This window comes from Asticcacaulis solisilvae (assembly GCF_052327315.1).
GTDB lineage: Bacteria > Pseudomonadota > Alphaproteobacteria > Caulobacterales > Caulobacteraceae > Asticcacaulis > Asticcacaulis solisilvae_B.
This window is the reverse complement of sequence record NZ_CP166196.1, coordinates 3,827,105-3,843,386: the sequence shown is the minus strand read 5'-3', so window position 1 is coordinate 3,843,386 and position 16,282 is coordinate 3,827,105. Positions and strand designations below refer to the sequence as shown.

At 63.9% G+C, this 16,282-nt stretch carries 15 protein-coding genes; 10 read left to right on the top strand and 5 right to left on the bottom strand.

Annotated features, from left to right (window positions below; all coding sequences use genetic code 11):
- Window positions 1–250: 250 nt before the first annotated feature.
- Together AB8717_RS18075 and AB8717_RS18070 are read left to right on the top strand one after the other, a co-directional pair.
- Entirely contained in the window at window positions 251–1,780 is a 1,530-nt protein-coding gene (locus tag AB8717_RS18075; protein ID WP_443748709.1) for a UxaA family hydrolase, read from the top strand.
- A complete protein-coding gene (locus tag AB8717_RS18070) occupies window positions 1,777–3,210 on the top strand; it encodes a mannitol dehydrogenase family protein (protein ID WP_443748708.1) in 1,434 nt (477 codons plus the stop codon). Before AB8717_RS18075 ends, AB8717_RS18070 begins: the two co-directional genes overlap by 4 nt.
- A gap of 159 nt (window positions 3,211–3,369) precedes the next feature.
- On the opposite strand, the gene AB8717_RS18065 is transcribed toward AB8717_RS18070, so the two are convergent.
- Complete coding sequence (locus tag AB8717_RS18065) at window positions 3,370–4,965, bottom strand: carboxylesterase/lipase family protein (RefSeq protein WP_443748707.1); 1,596 nt, start codon at window positions 4,963–4,965, stop codon at window positions 3,370–3,372.
- A 116-nt stretch (window positions 4,966–5,081) separates the two neighbouring features.
- Here AB8717_RS18065 and moaA point away from each other — a divergent pair, with 116 nt between their 5' ends.
- From moaA to AB8717_RS18040, 5 genes are all read left to right on the top strand, one after another.
- The gene (gene moaA, locus AB8717_RS18060) at window positions 5,082–6,116 is read left to right on the top strand and encodes a GTP 3',8-cyclase MoaA (protein ID WP_443748706.1); all 1,035 of its coding nucleotides are present in this window, start codon (window positions 5,082–5,084) and stop codon (window positions 6,114–6,116) included.
- A gap of 16 nt (window positions 6,117–6,132) precedes the next feature.
- Window positions 6,133–6,696 (top strand): molybdenum cofactor biosynthesis protein B, encoded by a 564-nt coding sequence (moaB, locus tag AB8717_RS18055; RefSeq protein WP_443748705.1) that lies wholly within the window; start codon window positions 6,133–6,135, stop codon window positions 6,694–6,696.
- Window positions 6,696–7,907: a molybdopterin molybdotransferase MoeA gene (locus tag AB8717_RS18050; protein WP_443748704.1), complete on the top strand. Its 1,212-nt coding sequence runs from the start codon at window positions 6,696–6,698 to the stop codon at window positions 7,905–7,907. The genes moaB and AB8717_RS18050 overlap by 1 nt, the downstream gene beginning before the upstream one ends.
- A gap of 125 nt (window positions 7,908–8,032) precedes the next feature.
- A complete protein-coding gene (locus AB8717_RS18045) occupies window positions 8,033–9,688 on the top strand; it encodes an MFS transporter (protein ID WP_443748703.1) in 1,656 nt (551 codons plus the stop codon).
- 309 nt (window positions 9,689–9,997) lie between these two features.
- Entirely contained in the window at window positions 9,998–11,200 is a 1,203-nt protein-coding gene (locus AB8717_RS18040; RefSeq protein ID WP_443748702.1) for a Yip1 family protein, read from the top strand.
- Here the strand turns inward: AB8717_RS18040 and AB8717_RS18035 are convergent.
- Together AB8717_RS18035 and AB8717_RS18030 are read right to left on the bottom strand one after the other, a co-directional pair.
- Complete coding sequence (locus AB8717_RS18035; RefSeq protein WP_443748701.1) at window positions 11,154–12,035, bottom strand: alpha/beta hydrolase; 882 nt, start codon at window positions 12,033–12,035, stop codon at window positions 11,154–11,156. The genes AB8717_RS18040 and AB8717_RS18035 overlap by 47 nt on opposite strands.
- Entirely contained in the window at window positions 12,035–12,658 is a 624-nt protein-coding gene (locus tag AB8717_RS18030; protein ID WP_443748700.1) for a hypothetical protein, read from the bottom strand. Before AB8717_RS18030 ends, AB8717_RS18035 begins: the two co-directional genes overlap by 1 nt.
- A gap of 143 nt (window positions 12,659–12,801) precedes the next feature.
- Between AB8717_RS18030 and AB8717_RS18025 the strand changes: the two genes are divergently transcribed.
- The 3 genes from AB8717_RS18025 to AB8717_RS18015 are packed head-to-tail and all read left to right on the top strand — an operon-like array spanning window position 12,802 to window position 14,918.
- Window positions 12,802–14,004 (top strand): acyltransferase family protein, encoded by a 1,203-nt coding sequence (locus AB8717_RS18025; protein ID WP_443748699.1) that lies wholly within the window; start codon window positions 12,802–12,804, stop codon window positions 14,002–14,004.
- Complete coding sequence (locus tag AB8717_RS18020) at window positions 14,001–14,618, top strand: hypothetical protein (protein ID WP_443748698.1); 618 nt, start codon at window positions 14,001–14,003, stop codon at window positions 14,616–14,618. The genes AB8717_RS18025 and AB8717_RS18020 overlap by 4 nt, the downstream gene beginning before the upstream one ends.
- A 3-nt stretch (window positions 14,619–14,621) precedes the next feature.
- Complete coding sequence (locus AB8717_RS18015) at window positions 14,622–14,918, top strand: winged helix-turn-helix domain-containing protein (RefSeq protein WP_443748697.1); 297 nt, start codon at window positions 14,622–14,624, stop codon at window positions 14,916–14,918.
- On the opposite strand, the gene AB8717_RS18010 is transcribed toward AB8717_RS18015, so the two are convergent.
- Window positions 14,919–15,065 (bottom strand): hypothetical protein, encoded by a 147-nt coding sequence (locus tag AB8717_RS18010; RefSeq protein WP_443748696.1) that lies wholly within the window; start codon window positions 15,063–15,065, stop codon window positions 14,919–14,921. It abuts the gene before it with no gap.
- Between the two features lie 192 nt (window positions 15,066–15,257).
- Complete coding sequence (locus AB8717_RS18005) at window positions 15,258–16,178, bottom strand: DUF817 domain-containing protein (protein WP_443748695.1); 921 nt, start codon at window positions 16,176–16,178, stop codon at window positions 15,258–15,260.
- Window positions 16,179–16,282 lie beyond the last annotated feature (104 nt).

The window sequence follows — 16,282 nt, the reverse complement described above, 5'->3', positions numbered from 1 at the left end:
GAATCACCGAATGATCGGTATCGGTCGTCTGGTAGCGGGTATTTCATCGCCTGAATAGCTGTTTGCAAAATGCAGCGCCCCATCTCATATTCCGACACGGATGTTTATGAAGCGGAAATGTTAACGCTTCAGTATTTTTTGCGCGTGCCGCATGTCATCCCTTGCCAAAGGACCGGTATCAGGCCTATGACACCGGTTACCATAGCCGGATTCCGGCGGATTGCACGCATTATTTTACGGAGTACGCCCAATGGCGGATGAAGTCTCCTGTTCGCCCCTGGCCAGGGATGCCGAAGTCGCGATCGATACCTTGCGCGTATCGCCGGGTGACCAGGTCGCCACGGCCATGCGCGACCTGCCCGAAGGCCTTCAACTGACGGTCGATGGCATTGCGCTGACGCTGAAAAACGATATCCCAAAGGGGCATAAGCTGGCCGTTCTGCCGATGAGCGTGGGTCAGCCGGTTTTGAAATTCGGCTTTCCGATCGGCAAGGCCTTGCAAGACATCGAGGTGGGCGAGCACGTCCACGTTCATAACATAGCGACCGGCCTGAGCGGGGTCGAGGATTACACCTATCAGCCGGCGCCTGAGGCTCCGCATACCACGATACCCGATCAGACCTTCATGGGCTATCGCCGCCCGGACGGCCGCGTCGGCATCCGCAACGAAATCTGGATCCTGTGCACGGTCGGCTGCGTGGCGCGCACCTCGGAACGCCTGGCCAAGATGGCATCGGAGCGCTTCAAGGGCCGGATCGACGGCGTCTATGCGCTGACGCACCCGCTCGGCTGCTCGCAGTTGGGTGATGACCTGAGTCATACGCGGTCCTTGCTGGCGTCGCTGGCCATGCACCCAAATGCCGGCGGCGTGTTGATCGTCGGCCTTGGCTGCGAGAACAACCAGCTGTCGAACCTTTTGAAGGAAATCGAAAAGCCCGCCGACCGCCTGAAATACTTCGCCGCCCAGATGGTCGAGGACGAGACCGAGACCGGGCTTGAAGCCCTGGAAGACCTGGTCGCCGTGGTCGAAAAAGACCGGCGTGAGGAATGCCACGTCTCGGACCTGGCGATCGGCGTGAAGTGCGGCGGCTCGGACGGCTTTTCCGGCCTGACCGCCAATCCGCTGGTCGGGCGCATCGCCGACCGCGTTGCCTTTGCCGGCGGTCAGTCGATCATGACCGAAATCCCGGAAATCTTCGGCGCCGAGCGCATCCTGATGGCGCGGGCCAAGGACGAGGCCGTGTTCAACGGCGTCGTCGACGTCGTCAACGATTTCAAGAACTACTTCCTGGAGCACAAGCAGCCGGTGTTCGAGAACCCGTCGCCGGGCAATAAGGCAGGCGGGATCACCACGCTGGAGGAAAAATCGCTGGGCGCGGTGCAGAAGGGCGGGACCAGCCCGCTCAACGAAGTGCTGCGCTACGGCGAACGCGCGCATGAAAAGGGCTTGAGCCTGTTGGAGGCGCCCGGCAATGACGCGGTGTCGTCTACTGCCCTGACGGCGGCCGGCGCGGTCATCGTGCTTTTCACCACGGGCCGCGGCACGCCGCTCGGATTTCCGGCGCCGACGCTGAAGATCGCATCTAACTCGGCGCTGGCGGCGAAGAAGCCGCACTGGATCGATTTCAACGCGGGTCAGGTCGTCGAGGGACGATCGCTTGACGACACGGCGGATGACCTTATGAAGCTGATCCTTGCCACGGCGTCGGGCCAGCCGACGTGCAACGAAAAGAACGAAGAGCGCGAAATCGCGATCTGGAAAAACGGAGTCACCCTGTGAAGCGCCTCAGCCTCGATACCCTGTCCGCCGTTACCGCCGAACGCCCGCCCTACGATCCGGCGAAGGTGGAGGTCGGCGTGGTGCACTTCGGTCCGGGCGCGTTTCACCGCGCGCACCAGGCGGCCTATCTCGACGCGCTGGCGGCGATCGATCCGCGCTGGGGCATCTGCGGCGTGTCGCTGCATTCGGCGGGCGTGCGCGACGCGCTGAAGCCGCAGGACGGTCTCTATACACTGGCCGTGCTCGACGAAGAGATCCGCTATCAGGTCCTGGGCTCGATGCGCGAAGTCCTGGTGGCCGGCGACAGCATCGAAGCCGTCTTCGAGCGCCTGGTGCGGCCATCGGTCGGTATCGTGACCTCGACCGTGACCGAAAAGGGCTATTGCCTGGCGCCCGACTGGACGCTCGATTTCAGCCATGCCGATATCGTCCACGACCTGGCCAATCCGACGGCGCCCAAGTCGTTTATCGGCTATGTCGCTGAAGGTCTGCGCCGCCGCAAGGCGGCCGGGTTGAAGCCTTTCGTGCTGATTCCCTGCGATAACCTGCCGAAGAACGGTGAGCGCCTTAAGGCCGCCGTCATCGCCTTTGCCGCGCGCATCGATGCAGGAGTGTCCGACTGGATCGCGGCCAATCTGCAATGCCCGTGCACCATGGTCGATTCGATCACGCCGGCGACCGACGACGCCCTGCGCGCCCGTGTCGCCGAAGCGATCGGCGCCGAGGACGCCTGGCCGATCCAGCGCGAAGCCTTTACGCAGTGGGTAGTCGAAAACCACGACCATCCGGGCGGCCCCGACTGGGTGGCGGTCGGCGTGACGCTCACCGACAACGTCCCGGCGTTCGAGCGCGCCAAGCTGCGCCTGTTGAATGGTCCGCACTCGACCCTGGCGTATGTCGGCTTGCACCGCGGCTATGAAAGCGTGTCGCAGGCCATGGGTGATCCGCAACTGGCGGGCTTCGTGCGCGACCTGATGCTCAAGGACGTAGTGCCGCTGCTCGAAGCGCCCGCCGGCATGGACCTGCCCGCCTATTGCGAAGCTATCCTGAAACGTTTCCGCAATCCGGCGATCAAGCACCTGTTGTCGCAGATCGCGTGGGACGGTTCGCAGAAGCTGCCGATCCGCATTTTGAGCTCGCTGTCGGAAGCCCTGACGCGCGGCAACGACGTGTCGCGGCTGTGCGTGCCGCTGGCGGCGTGGATGCGCTTTATCCGCGCCAAGGCCGTCCGTCAGGACGCCATCACCGATCCGCTGGCGGCCGAGTTGCTGGCTCTGGGCGGCCGGCTGAAGGACGAGGTGGCGGACGTCAGGACGGTCCTGCAACTGCGCTCTGTCTTCCCGGATGGCATCGCCAATGACCCGCGCGTCATCGCCGGTATCGAGGCGGCTTATGCCGACCTGCTCAAGGCTGAGGCCGTGGCGGCGTAAAGTGGCATGATCAGGATTGCCCTCGCCTCGTGAAAACGAGGAGAGGGCCAACTCCAGTTCGGCGTTTGCGGAAGACGACATTTACCCCTCATCCGGCCCTGCGGGCCACCTTCTCCCCTATTCAAGGGGAGAAGGAAGGAGATTAAGGCTCCCGTAGGGTTAAGTCCCTTGCTGCGTAAACGGCACCTTGGCGAACAGCCGGCGCTCGTCGCCGCGCGGATCCGAGGCCAGCTCGGGTTTCACATCCATCAGCATGGTTTCGCGCTTGTCGAGGCTGTACCGCTTCCATTCGGGCAGGGCCGCGGTCTGCGGGGAACCGGTGCGTGCAAAGGCGATAAAGGCGTCCGACATGATGTCGGACATGGCCCGGGCGTCGGGTGTATCCTTCATATAGACGTACGGCACCTGCGTGTTGTGGAAGGCCAGCGGGATGTCGATGGTGTGCGGCGCGCCGTATTTCACCGGATCGGTCGGCGCGCGGAAATTGACCTGGTAGGTCCAGGTCGGGGCGCCCTGGCGCGCACGCGCTTCAAGCTCTTCGACGGCGCCGCGCCACGATCGGCCGGCCGTGGTGGCAGCGAAGAAGACGTCGGACGGCGACATCTGCGGATAGAGTTTGCGATAGGTTTCGACGACCAGATAGGGGTCGATATCGACGCGATAGTCGTCGGGCAGGCGGCCCGGCAGTTCGTCCCAGGTGACTGTGTAGTTCTTGGGATTTCCGCCCAGGAAGGCGCGTGTTTCGTCGTGCGTATTGCCGATGATCATCGGAATGGCGCGGGACTGGTCCGGCGCTTCCGGCCAGAAGGGATGGCGGAACAGGATGGTCTCATCCAGCACCGGACCCATATAGACGCCGCCCTTGCCGATAACCGGATCGGTCGTTTTGAGCGCCGCGACGAGGTCGGCGGTCGGCAGGGCGCGCAATTTTGCCAAAGCCTCCGCATCGCTGCCCAGGCCTAGCGTCTTGAGATAGGCCTGCGTGCGCAGGGTGGCGTTGCCGGGGCCGGACGCCGTCACCTGCTGGCCGCTCATCGTGACGGCGCGGTGGAACAGGCCTTTGGCGGACGGCGTCGACATCATGGTGGCGATCTTGGCGCCGCCGCCCGACTGGCCGAAGACCATGACGCAGTTGGGATCGCCGCCGAAGTTGCGGATATTGTCGCGCACCCATTCGAGCGCCAGGTGCAGATCCAGCTGTCCGCAATTGCCAGAGGCGGCCAGGGTGCGGTCGGCGCCTGCCTGCTTTTCCAGGCGCGCCAGATACAGATACCCGAAGATATTGAGGCGGTGATTGACGGTGACGACGACGACATCGCCGCGCAGGGCCAGGTTGGTGCCGTCGTAGAGCGCGTCGCCGCCCGATCCGCCGCTATAGGCGCCGCCGTGGATATAGAACATGACCGGTCGCAGCTTTTTCGGGCTGGCTTCGGGCGTCCAGACATTGAGGAACAGGCAGTCTTCCGACTGCCCCCACGGATCGGGATTGCCCTGTTGCGGCGTGGCGTTGCCATAGTGGCCGGCGGCTACGACGTCCTTCCACGGCGCGGGTTTGACGGGCGGCTGGAAGCGGCGCGGGCCGGTGTCCTGGCCGTAGCGCAGGCCCAGAAACACCTGGACGCCGCCTTTTGCCTGGCCCAAGACGCGGCCGGCCGTGGTGGTCACGACGGGCCCCGTGGCGGCGCGCGATGCTACCGGTGTCACTGTCGCGGCGGCGGAAGCGGCGAGGCCGATAAGTGCGTCACGGCGGTTCATGGAAACGTCCCTGTATGTCTGATTGTAATGCGATTGTGAGCGCTAAGCCGCTCAAAGTAAAGGCTTTGCCACAAGGCATTCTTGTGATCGAAGGCCGTGGCGGTTACATTACACGCATGAGCCTTGCGTCTCCGTCTCCGCTTGTCGACGCCTTCGGGCGCCGGATTTCGTATGTCCGGCTGTCGGTCACCGACCGCTGCGACCTGCGCTGTACCTATTGCATGTCGGAGCACCAGACGTTTCTGCCGCGCAAGGACCTGCTGAGCTGGGAAGAGACGCTGCGCCTGTCGCGGTTTCTCATCGGGCGTGGGGTCGAACGCCTGCGCATCACCGGCGGGGAACCCCTGGTGCGCAAGGGCGTGCTCGATTTCCTGCGCGAACTGGGCGCCGAAGTTCACGCCGGACGGCTGAGGGAACTGACGCTGACCACAAACGGCACGCTGCTCAAAGGGGCAGTGCCGGCCCTGGTCGAGGCGGGCGTCCGCCGCATCAATGTGTCGTGTGATACGCTAAAACCCGACATCTATCGCCGCATTACGCGCGGCGGCGACCTTGCCAAGGTGCTCGACGGCATCGACGCCGCACAGACCGCCGGCATAAAGGTCAAGCTTAACGTCGTGGCGCTGCAGCAGGACAACCGCGCCGAGCTGCCCGACATCATCGCCTTTGCCCATGCGCGCGGGCTGGCCGTATCGCTGATCGAAACCATGCCTATGGGTGATGAGATCGCGGGCCGCGAGACGCAGTTCGTGTCGCTGAAGGATGTGCTCTTAGACTTGCAAAGCTTCTGGCAGGTCGTGCCGTCGACCGAGGCGACGGGCGGGCCGGCGCGCTACTATCGCGTCGCCGAGACCGGCGGATTGCTGGGTCTGATCACGCCGCTCAGCCATAATTTCTGCGACACGTGCAACCGCGTACGCGTCACCTGTACCGGCCAGCTGTACATGTGCCTCGGCCAGGACGATCAGGTCGACCTGCGCGGGCCTTTGCGCGATGACGCGGGCGAAGACCGGCTCAATGCGGCGCTCGATGAAGCTCTGCGCTTCAAGCCGCGCCGCCATGACTTCTTTATCGCCTCGGATGCCTTGCCGACACGCGACGGCCAGCCTATTCACCGGCCTGCACGGACCATGTCGCTGACCGGCGGTTAATTCGGAGAATCCAAAAATGAGCGCCGACAACGACTTCCCCAATCTCGGCGGCGGGCGGATCGACACCGACCGGCCGTTTCGCAGCGTCAATATCGCCGTGCTCACCGTGTCGGACAGCCGCACGCGCGAAACCGACACGTCGGGCGACATCCTGGCCAGGCGCATCGAAGCCGCCGGCCACCATGTCGCGGCGCGTGAAATCATCCGCGACGATGTCGAGCATATCCGAAATGTCGTGAAGAATTGGGTCGGCTCGGGCAATGTAGACGCCATCGTCTCGACCGGCGGTACCGGCATTACGGGACGCGATGTCACCCCCGAAGCCATCGAGCCGCTGCTGCATAAGCGCATCGAAGGCTTTTCGACCATCTTTCACATGCTGAGCTACCAGACGGTCGGCCTGTCGACCCTGCAGTCGCGGGCCCTGGCCGGCATTATCGACGGCGTCTTCATCTTCTGCCTGCCGGGCTCGAACGGCGCGGTTAAGGACGGCTGGGACAAGGTCATCCGCTGGCAGCTCGACAGCCGCCACGGCCCCTGCAACATGGTCGAGCTGATGCCGCGCCTCAAGGAAGTCTGATGGACGCCCGAAAGAACGTCGCGGTCGCGGAAGCGATCGACATCGTCCGCGCTGCCTGCCTGATTTCGGAGTCGCGCGAAGTCCCGCTGAAAAAGGCGCACGGCCGTGTGCTGGCCGAAACGATCCTGGCGACGCGCGACCAGCCGCCGTTTTCCGCCTCGGCCATGGACGGCTACGCCATCCGCCGCGAGGGGCTTGACCTGGAAAGCCTGACCGTCATCGGCGAAAGCGCCGCCGGCCGCCGCTTCAAGGGCGAGGTCCGCGTGGCCGAAGCCGTCCGCATCTTTACCGGTGCGCCCGTGCCCGACGGTTGCGACGTCGTCGTCATCCAGGAAAATGTCGGGCGCGACGGTGACACGATCCGCCTCCTGCCCGACGCGAAAAAGGGCGGCGACAATATCCGTCCGGCCGGCCAGGATTTTGGTGCGGGCGACGTCCTGCTCGAAGCCGGGCTAAGGCTCGACGCGTGGCGGCTGTCGCTTGTGGCGGCGTCGGGCCGCGACCATGTGCATGTCGCCCGCCGGCCCAGGATTGCGCTTCTGTGCACGGGCGACGAACTGGTGCCGCCGGGCGACAAGCCGTCGTCCGACCAGATATTCGAATCCGCCTCATTTGCCCTGATGGCCCTGATCCAGCAGTGGGGCGGCAAGGCCCATGCGCTCGGTGTCGAAGGCGACAGCGAAAAGGCCATCGTCAAGGCACTGAAGGACGCTGACGCCGACATCGTCGTCACCGTCGGCGGCGCCAGTGTCGGCGACCACGACCTGGTCAAGCCCGCCCTGTCGAAACTGGGCCTGGCGCTCGACTTCCAGAGCCTCAGCCTTCGTCCCGGCAAGCCGACGGCCTTCGGGCGTCTCGACGACGGACGCCGGACGCTCAGCCTGCCCGGCAATCCGGCGTCGGCCTTCGTCGTGGCGCAATTGCTGATGAAACCCTGGATCGAGGCGTCGCTGGGCATGCCCGCCACCTCGCCCTTCGTAAAGGCGAAACTGACGGCGCCTGCGCCCCCGGCCGGACCGCGCGAAACCTATTTGCGCGCCCGTACGTCGGTATCGCAGAGCGGCCAGTTCGAGGTCACGCCGTTCGGCCAGCAGGATTCGTCGCTGGTCGGCGTCTTCGCCCGCGCCGACGCCCTTGTGCGCCTGCCGGCCGGGGCGCAGGCCATGGCCGCCGGCGACATGGTCGATATATTGCCGCTCGACAGGCTGTAGGTTCAACGGCCAGCGAAATATTTTGGTCAAACCTATCTGGCGAATGCGCTTGTCGCGGCGTCAACCCTGTGTCATCTGTTCGTGCGAGAGAGAGATAATCTCCGTAACCGACAGGGGTAGAACACATGGCCGGCCAAGGTCCGGGCGCCGCTGCGCCCAAAGCTTCCAGTATGTTCCTGGTGATCGGCGCGTCGTCGCTCGGCACCGTTTTCGAGTGGTTCGATTTCTTCGTCTTCGCGACGCTGGCGCCCGTTATCAGCACGAAGTTCTTCGAAGTCGAGGGCATCAATTCGACGACCGCCTTCATTTTCGCGCTGCTGGCCTTCGCCGCCGGCTTCATCGTGCGCCCGCTGGGAGCCTTCATTTTCGGCCACGTCGGTGACCGCGTCGGCCGTAAGACGACCTTCCTGCTGACCATGATCATCATGGGCCTGTCGACCTTCGCGGTCGGCCTGCTGCCCGACTACAAGCATATCGGCATGGCGGCGCCCAGCATCCTGATCGGCCTGCGCCTGTTGCAAGGCCTTGCCCTCGGTGGCGAATACGGCGGGGCGGCCACCTATGTCGCCGAACATTCGCCGCATAACCGCCGTGGCCTGATGACGTCGTGGATCCAGACGACCGCGACCTTCGGCCTCCTGCTGTCGCTGGTGTTGATCAGCGTTACCCGCACCAATCTCGGCGAAGACGTGTTCAAGGACTGGGGCTGGCGCGTGCCGTTCCTGTCGTCGATCGTCCTGCTGCTGGTGTCGGTGTGGATCCGCATGCAGCTCAACGAAAGCCCGGTCTTCCAGGCGATGAAGGACGAGGGCACCCTGTCCAAGGCGCCGTTTGCCGAAGCCTTCCTGCAATGGAAGAACCTGAAGATCGTGCTGCTGGCGCTGTTCGGCCTGGTCGCCGGCCAGGGCGTCGTGTGGTACGCTGGCCAGTTCTACGCCCTGTTCTTCCTGCAGAACCTGCTGCACGTCGAAGCCAACACCGCCTACTTCCTGATCGGCGGGGCGCTGGTCATCGCCACGCCCTTCTTCCTGATCTTCGGCTGGCTGTCCGACATGTGGGGCCGCAAGCCGATCATCCTGGCCGGCCTGCTGCTGGCCTGCGTCGGCTATATTCCGCTGTTCCACGCCCTGACCGACGCCGTCAATCCGGCGCTCGGCAAGGCCCAGGCGACCGCGCCGGTGACCGTCGTCGCCGATCCTGCCGCCTGCGCCCTGCAGTTCGATCCGGTCGGCAAGGCCAAGTTCCTGCAATCGTGCGATATCGCCAAGTCGGCCCTGGCCAAGGGCGGTATCTCGTACGGCAACACCGCAGCGCCCGCGGGGACCGTGGCCAGCATCCATGTCGGCCAGACCGTGGTCGAATCCTATGAGGGCGCCAAGCTGACCGGCGACGCCGCCAAGGCCGCCGCCGGCGACTTCAAGAAGCGCCTCGGCGCCGCGCTCAAGGCGGCGGGCTATCCCGAAAAGGCCGACACCAAGGCCATCGACACGCCCAAGACCCTGGCGATCCTGACCCTCCTGGTCATTCTGGTGACCATGGTCTATGCGCCCATGGCCGCCGCGCTGGTCGAGCTGTTCCCGGCCCGCATCCGCTACTCGGCCATGTCGGCGCCGTACCATTTCGGCAACGGCTGGTTTGGCGGGCTTCTGCCCTTCATCGCCTTCACCATTATCGCGACGACGGGCGGTATCTATGACGGGCTGTGGTATCCGATTATCATCGCGGGCATAACTTTCGTTATCGGCTTCTTCTTCTACAAGGAAAAGAAGACGGACGACTGATCTGGCACAATACCAATGGCGATTGATCTTGACTTAATCGCCATTGGCAAGTGCGACGGCGCGCCCGAGCTGATGCGAGGAGCCACGCGGCGTCTGAGCTGAAAATTGTGATCACGAAAACGTGGCCCCCGGTCTGATTGATCGGGGGCTTCTTTTTGGCCATCCTCCGCGCGCATTTTTATCCGCAATTCAGGGCGCGTTCCGGTTCGATCCGATTGAATCCATGCCCTGGACTTTTGTTTTACCGCGCATCTCGATTCACATACCGCTTCGTATTCCCTGGATGCGCTTTTTGCTGGGGTGTCCATTATGACCGATATCGTGTCCCGGCCTGCATCCGCAGGCCTTGTTGCCCGCGTACAGAATATCCTGCTCAAGCCGTCCGCCACATGGGACGAGATCGCGGCCGAGCCGTCGAGCATCAAGTCCATCTATATGGGCTATGTCGTGCCGCTGGCCGCCATCGGTCCGGTCGCCCAGGCGATAGGCCTGACGGTCTTCGGCATCAACGCCATCATCGTGTCCTATCGCGTGCCATTGCTGTGGGCGGTCAGCCAGGCGATCGTCGCCTACGTCCTGACCCTCGTCATGGTCTATGTGCAGGCCCTGATCATCGAGGCCCTGGCGCCGAACTTCGGCGGCACGAAGGACAGGCTCAATGCCTTCAAGGTCTCGGCCTATTCGTGGACGGCGGCGTGGGTGGCGGGCATCTTCGGTATCCTGCCGATGCTGGGCATTCTCGGCATCCTCGGCTTTTACAGCCTCTATCTCATGTACCGTGGCCTGCCCAAGCTGATGAAGGCGCCTGAGGACAAGGCCGTCGCCTATACCGCCGTCGTTGTCATTGTCACGATTGTCCTGGCGGCGATCGTCTTCGGCATTTCCGGCGCTGTCGGCCGCATGGGCATGATGGGCGCCACGGGGCCGCTGGGCATGGCGACGACGCCCAGGGCCGCGGGTGTCGTGACCGTGCCCGGCATGGGATCGATGGATGTCGGCAAGATGCAGGCGGCGACCGAGCAGATGGCGGCTCAGGCCTCCGCCATGCAGAACGGGACCGCCACGCCGGTCAAGACGGCCGATCCGCAGGCCCTGCTGGCCCTGATGCCGGCCAACTTCATGGGCGCGGCGCGCAGCGATACTTCGACCGATTCCGGCGGCGCCGGCGGCATGAATGTCGCCAATGCCGAGGCCAGCTATGTGGTGAACGGTAATTCCCTGCGCCTCAAGGTCACCGACATGGGCGGCATGAGCGGCTTCGGCGCCATGGCGCAGGCCGTCAATGTGAACCATACCCGGACGACCGATACCGGCTATGAAAAGGTCGAGTCGAAGGATGGCCGCGTGGTCAGCGAAACCTGGGACAACCAGGCCAAGTCCGGCAAGTATTCGATCCTGGCCGGGTCGCGTATCACGGTCGAGGCCGAAGGCGGCGGCGTCGACATGGCGACGCTGAAAAACCTGGTCAATGCGGTCGATCTGGGCCGGGCGCAGGCGCTGGCGGCGAACTGACGACCAGGGCGGGGTCCAGGTCCTCGTCCTTGAGGCCCAGGAACCGCCAGTAGTGCGGATAGGCGCCGTCGCGCGTCAGCGTATTGTGCTCTGAATTCGGCATGGCGACGAAGGTCTTCGGATCGTTCGCCATGTCGAACAGGCGCTTGCCGTCGGCGAACGGGATGACGCTGTCGCGCGTGCCGTGGATGACCAGCAGCGGCATATGCACGTCCTTGATGCGCGCGCGGCTCTCGAACCTGTCGTGCATCAGCAGCGATACCGGAATGAACGGATAGCGCTCGGACCCGACGTCGGATGCGGCCGTGTACGGCGCCTCGAGGATCAGGGCGCGGGCAGGGCGTTTCGTCGCCACGTAGGTCGCGACGCCCGTGCCCAGGCTGTGGCCGTGGATGACGATGTCCTTGTCCTGGAAGCCCTGGCTTTTCAGCCAGTCGTAGGCCGCCAGCCCGTCGATGAACAGGCCCTTTTCGGACGGATGGCCGGTCGAGCCGGAAAAGCCGCGATAGGCCAGGGCCAGGTAGCCGACGCCTTCCTTGTGCATGCGGATATAGCGCCATTTGCCCAGTTCCAGGGTCGCGCCCTGGCCGTGGAAATAAAGGATGACCGGCTTGCCGGGCTTCGGTGGTTCGTACCAGGCCTGAAGCGTTTCGCCATCCGGTGTGTGGATGGCGACATCCTGGATGGCCAGGCCGTGGATGTCCGGCTTTTCGTAGCCCGGCCTGGCTTCGAACAGCATCTGGCGCTGATTGGCATAGAGGTATCCGAGCACGCCGAGATAGGCGACGGCGACTATCGCCGCGACGGCGGCCAGCGTCTTCCATAGCCGTTTCATCAGAAAACCTCCGCGTGCCCGGCGCTGGTGACGTGGGCGATCATGGCGCGCGAAAGCCGGACCGCCAGCCGCAGGCCGAGCAGCGCCGCCGCGCCAAGGCAAATCGTCATCAGGCAGGCCCACACCGGCATTTCGCGGTCGGCATCGCTGCCGAAAACAAGGATACACAGGATCAGCAGCAGGAAGCCGCCGAGAAAGGTCGTCACCAGCCTTACCGACCAGAAGGCCAGCGCCAGAACGCGCAAGGGCCCGTCCTGTGGGGCGGCTTCGCGGGCAAGGGTGCGGAAGACCAGGGCCGGCGCGACGTAGCAGGCGCCGGGAATGAGAAAGCCCAGCCACGCCCACAGACGCGTTCCGTCCCCCTTGCGTGGCGGCCGGGCCGCGGCGACGACCGCGGTCCATACCGGCAGGACCAGCATGGCGATCAGATAGGGCAAGGCGCCGGCGGCGCCGGTCACGACAGCCAAAGACACATAGGGCACGTCGGTCTTGGGCATGAAAAGCGCGGCCAGCCAGAGCGCCACAGCCAGGCCCTCGAACGCGACGACGATCCAGAACAGGATCTGCAGGGTCAGGGTCAGCCCTCTCAGCCACCTGAACCGCACCGCGCCCTTGTCCGCCATGTCTTTGATCCCCTCCAGACCCCGCGAATATCGGTGCTCGTCAGGCCGGATGCAAGCCGCGTTCAAATAAACAGGTTTACAAAATAAACAAGTTGGCGTACTTCATTCCCGTCAACGAACATCGTTCTCAAGGAGAGACTTCCGTGACGTCTTCAACCCCGTCCCCGCGCTGGCACGAGCTCGATGCCGTCCGCGCCTTTGCGTTGCTGCTGGGCGTGGCCCTGCACGGCGCCATGTCCTTTATCGCGCCGCGTATCTGGCTGGTCGACGACACCCAGCACTCCACCGGATTGGCTGTCGCCTTCTATGTGATCCATATGTTCCGCATGACGATCTTCTTCGTGCTGGCCGGCTTCTTCGCCAGGATGCTGTTGCAGAAGCGCGGTGTCGGCGGCTTTATCGCCAACCGCCTGAAGCGCGTGGCCCTGCCGCTGGCCGCCTTCTGGCCGGTCATCTTTCCGGCCATCATCGCGGTGGCCATCTTCGCCAACATGCCGGCCCCGGGCGCGCCCGCCGTGCCCGCGCCGCCGCCGCCGGCGCTTTCGGCCGCGACCTTCCCGTTCACCCACCTGTGGTTCCTCTACGTCCTTCTGCTGCTGTACGGCTGCGCGCTGGTGGTGAAACTGGTTACCGACGTCCTGCATGTCGGCGGTGCGCTCGGCCGCGCCATGGACACGGTTTTCCGCCTGGTCGTGCGCAGTGACTTCGCGCCGCTGGTCTTCGGCCTGCCGGTCGCCCTGGCCTTCTATTTCAGCGACACGTGGATGATGTGGTTCGGCATCATGTCGCCGGATACGGGCCTGATGCCCAACATCGTGGCGTCGGTCGGCTTCAAGGCGGCCTTCATCTTCGGCTGGTGGCTCAACCGGAGCAGCGACCTGCTCGAGCATCTCGCCAGCCGCGTCTGGGCCTATCTGCCGGCTGCCGTGATCGGCACCGTGGCCTGCATCGCGATCGTCGGCGCCGCACCGGCGACGGCGCCGGTCGCGGGCCATGACCACCCGATCTATGCCGGCCTCTATGCCCTGACCTCGTGGACCTGGGTTCTGGCCCTGATCGGCCTGGCCAGGCTGCTGCTGACGCGGGAAAATCCCGTCATCCGCTATCTGTCGGACGCATCCTACTGGGTCTATATCGTCCACTTGCCGCTGGTCCTGGTGTTGCAGAACGCGGTCAAGGCCATCGACGCCCCGGCCGAGGCCAAGTTCGTCCTGGTCGTGGCGGGCACGGTCGGCGTGGCCCTGTTGAGCTATCAGCTTCTGGTGCGCTACACTTTCATCGGCACGATTCTCAATGGCCGCCGGCAAAAGGCAAAGGCCATGCGCATCCAGGAGGCGACGGCGTGACGGACGACAACGAAACCCTGCATGACAACCTGGCCTTTGTCCGTGCGCTCGTCTCCGAAGGGGGACGGGCGCAAGGCTCGGCGGGGGCGACCTTCCTGGCGGCGGGCCTGTGCTACGGCATCCAGTGTCTGCTGCAATGGGCGCAGGTCATGGGCTGGCTGCCCTATGGCATATTGGGTCTGATCGTCGGCGTCGCGCCCACGGTCGTATTCCTGGCCATACTGTGCGTCGTCCTGTGGCGTGACCGCAAGAACCGGCAGGAAGGCGTGGCGACGCGCGCACTCAACGCCGCCTATGGCAGCGCGGGCCTGGCCAACCTCTTCATGGTGGCCGTGTTCGGCTATAACGCCATCCTGGAAAAGAGCATCACCGTCTGGCTCTATTATCCGGTCGTGGTCTGCGCATTCCAGGGCGCCGTCTGGTATATCGCCTATATGATCCGCCGCAAGCTGTGGCTGGCCGGCGTCTCGGCGGGATGGTTCGCGACCACCCTGGCGCTCGGCTTCATGATCCATCAGCCGCAGTTCTATGTCCTGGTCCTGGGGCTGGCCCTGCTGTTCGTCATGGGCGGCTCGGGCTATGCCCTGATGCGCTCGGCGCAGACGAGGGGCTGACCGGTGGCGGGTTTCGACGTCAATCGCCTTGACGACGCCATTCATGGCCGGCTGAGGCTGGGCATCATGGCGTATCTGATGGATGTCGAGGCGGCCGACTTCACCGAGCTCAAGACCGTACTCGACGCGACGCAGGGCAACCTTTCGGTGCACCTGCGCAAGCTCGAGGAAGCCGGTTATGTCGAAATCGTCAAGAGTTTCCAGGGTCGCAAGCCGCTGACGCGCGTGCACGTGACGCCGCAGGGACGCAAGGCCTTTGCCGATTATCTCGACGCGCTGGCGGGACTTGTGAAACGCTGATTACGGCTGTGCCGTAATCGCCGGGGCATGGCCCATGTCGTGGATCTTGTGGGCTGCGATGACGCCGGCGCTCAGGATGAGCGCCCACATGGCGGCGGAGAGCGTAAATCCATACACCCAGCCGAAAGGATTGCGGAGAACGAACACGGGCGCGGGATCCCCCATCGGCCCAGCCCTGGATACCACAGTCATAAGCGTCAACGCCCCGTAATATGTGACCGAATTTTGTAAGCCACGGCCACTGTTGTACTGAGTACCTGATATAAACTTTATATGACATGGCCGCAAGGTTTCGAAGGGCCGGTATCCTTAAAATATAAGGATAATATAATCAGATTGTTAGGGTTTGAGCGGCCACTTATTACCGCGAAGTAAGAGTTTGAACCAGTATCTGTAGCCGCTGGTGCGCGCCTTTTCCGATTCGGGCGGTCTGGGTGGAAAAACCAGCGAGACGGTTACGAAGCTGATGATCAGGAGCAGGCCCCAGGCGCCCATCTTCTGGACGGACACCAGATGCCAGCCCCTGCCGGGATAGGCCCAGGTATGGGTGAGGGTGCCGATATTCTCGGCCAGCCACAGGAAGAACGAGGTCAGGGTGCCGGCGAGCAGGAAGGGCATGGTGTGGACGCGCCGGTCGACGCGGAACCAGACGAAGGTCCGGAAGTAGAGCGCGGCAGCGGCGATGAAGATCAGGGTGCGCAGATCCCACACGTAATGGTGGGTGAAGAAGTTGATGTAGATGGCCGCCGCCAGCAACCAGGTCGCCCACGCCTTCGGATAGACGGAAAACCGCATGTCGAAGACACGGATGGCGCGGGCGATGAAGGAACCGACGGACCCGTACATGAAGCCGGTGAACAGCGGCACGCCGCCGATATGGAAGATCGACGGCTCGGGATAGATCCACGATCCGACGTGGGTCTTGAAGACCTCCATGACGGTGCCGGTCACATGGTACAGCAGGATGACCTTCATCTCGTCGAAGCTTTCCAGCCGAGTCCACAGCATCAGCGCCTGGATTACCAGAGCGCACAGCAGCAGGAAATCATAGCGGTGCAACGGGGCGTGCTGCGGCCAGACGAGGTGCGTGGCGATCATCAGGAAAAGCATGGCGGCGCCGAACAGGCACGACCAGGCCATCTTGAGTCCGAACAGGACGAATTCGCGTAAAGACTCCGGCAGACGCAGCAGCGTGCTGCGTATCCATCGCCGCGCCGGCTGAAGAAACGGCGCCAGCGGGTGGGTTACGGGTGTGGTCATCGATATCCCTCGGCTCGGCACTGTTTCGCAGGATCTTCAAAAGATCAAATCATTGTTCGGACTTTTTATCCTTGCTAAGAGGAGGCCGCGCCAACATATGAGCC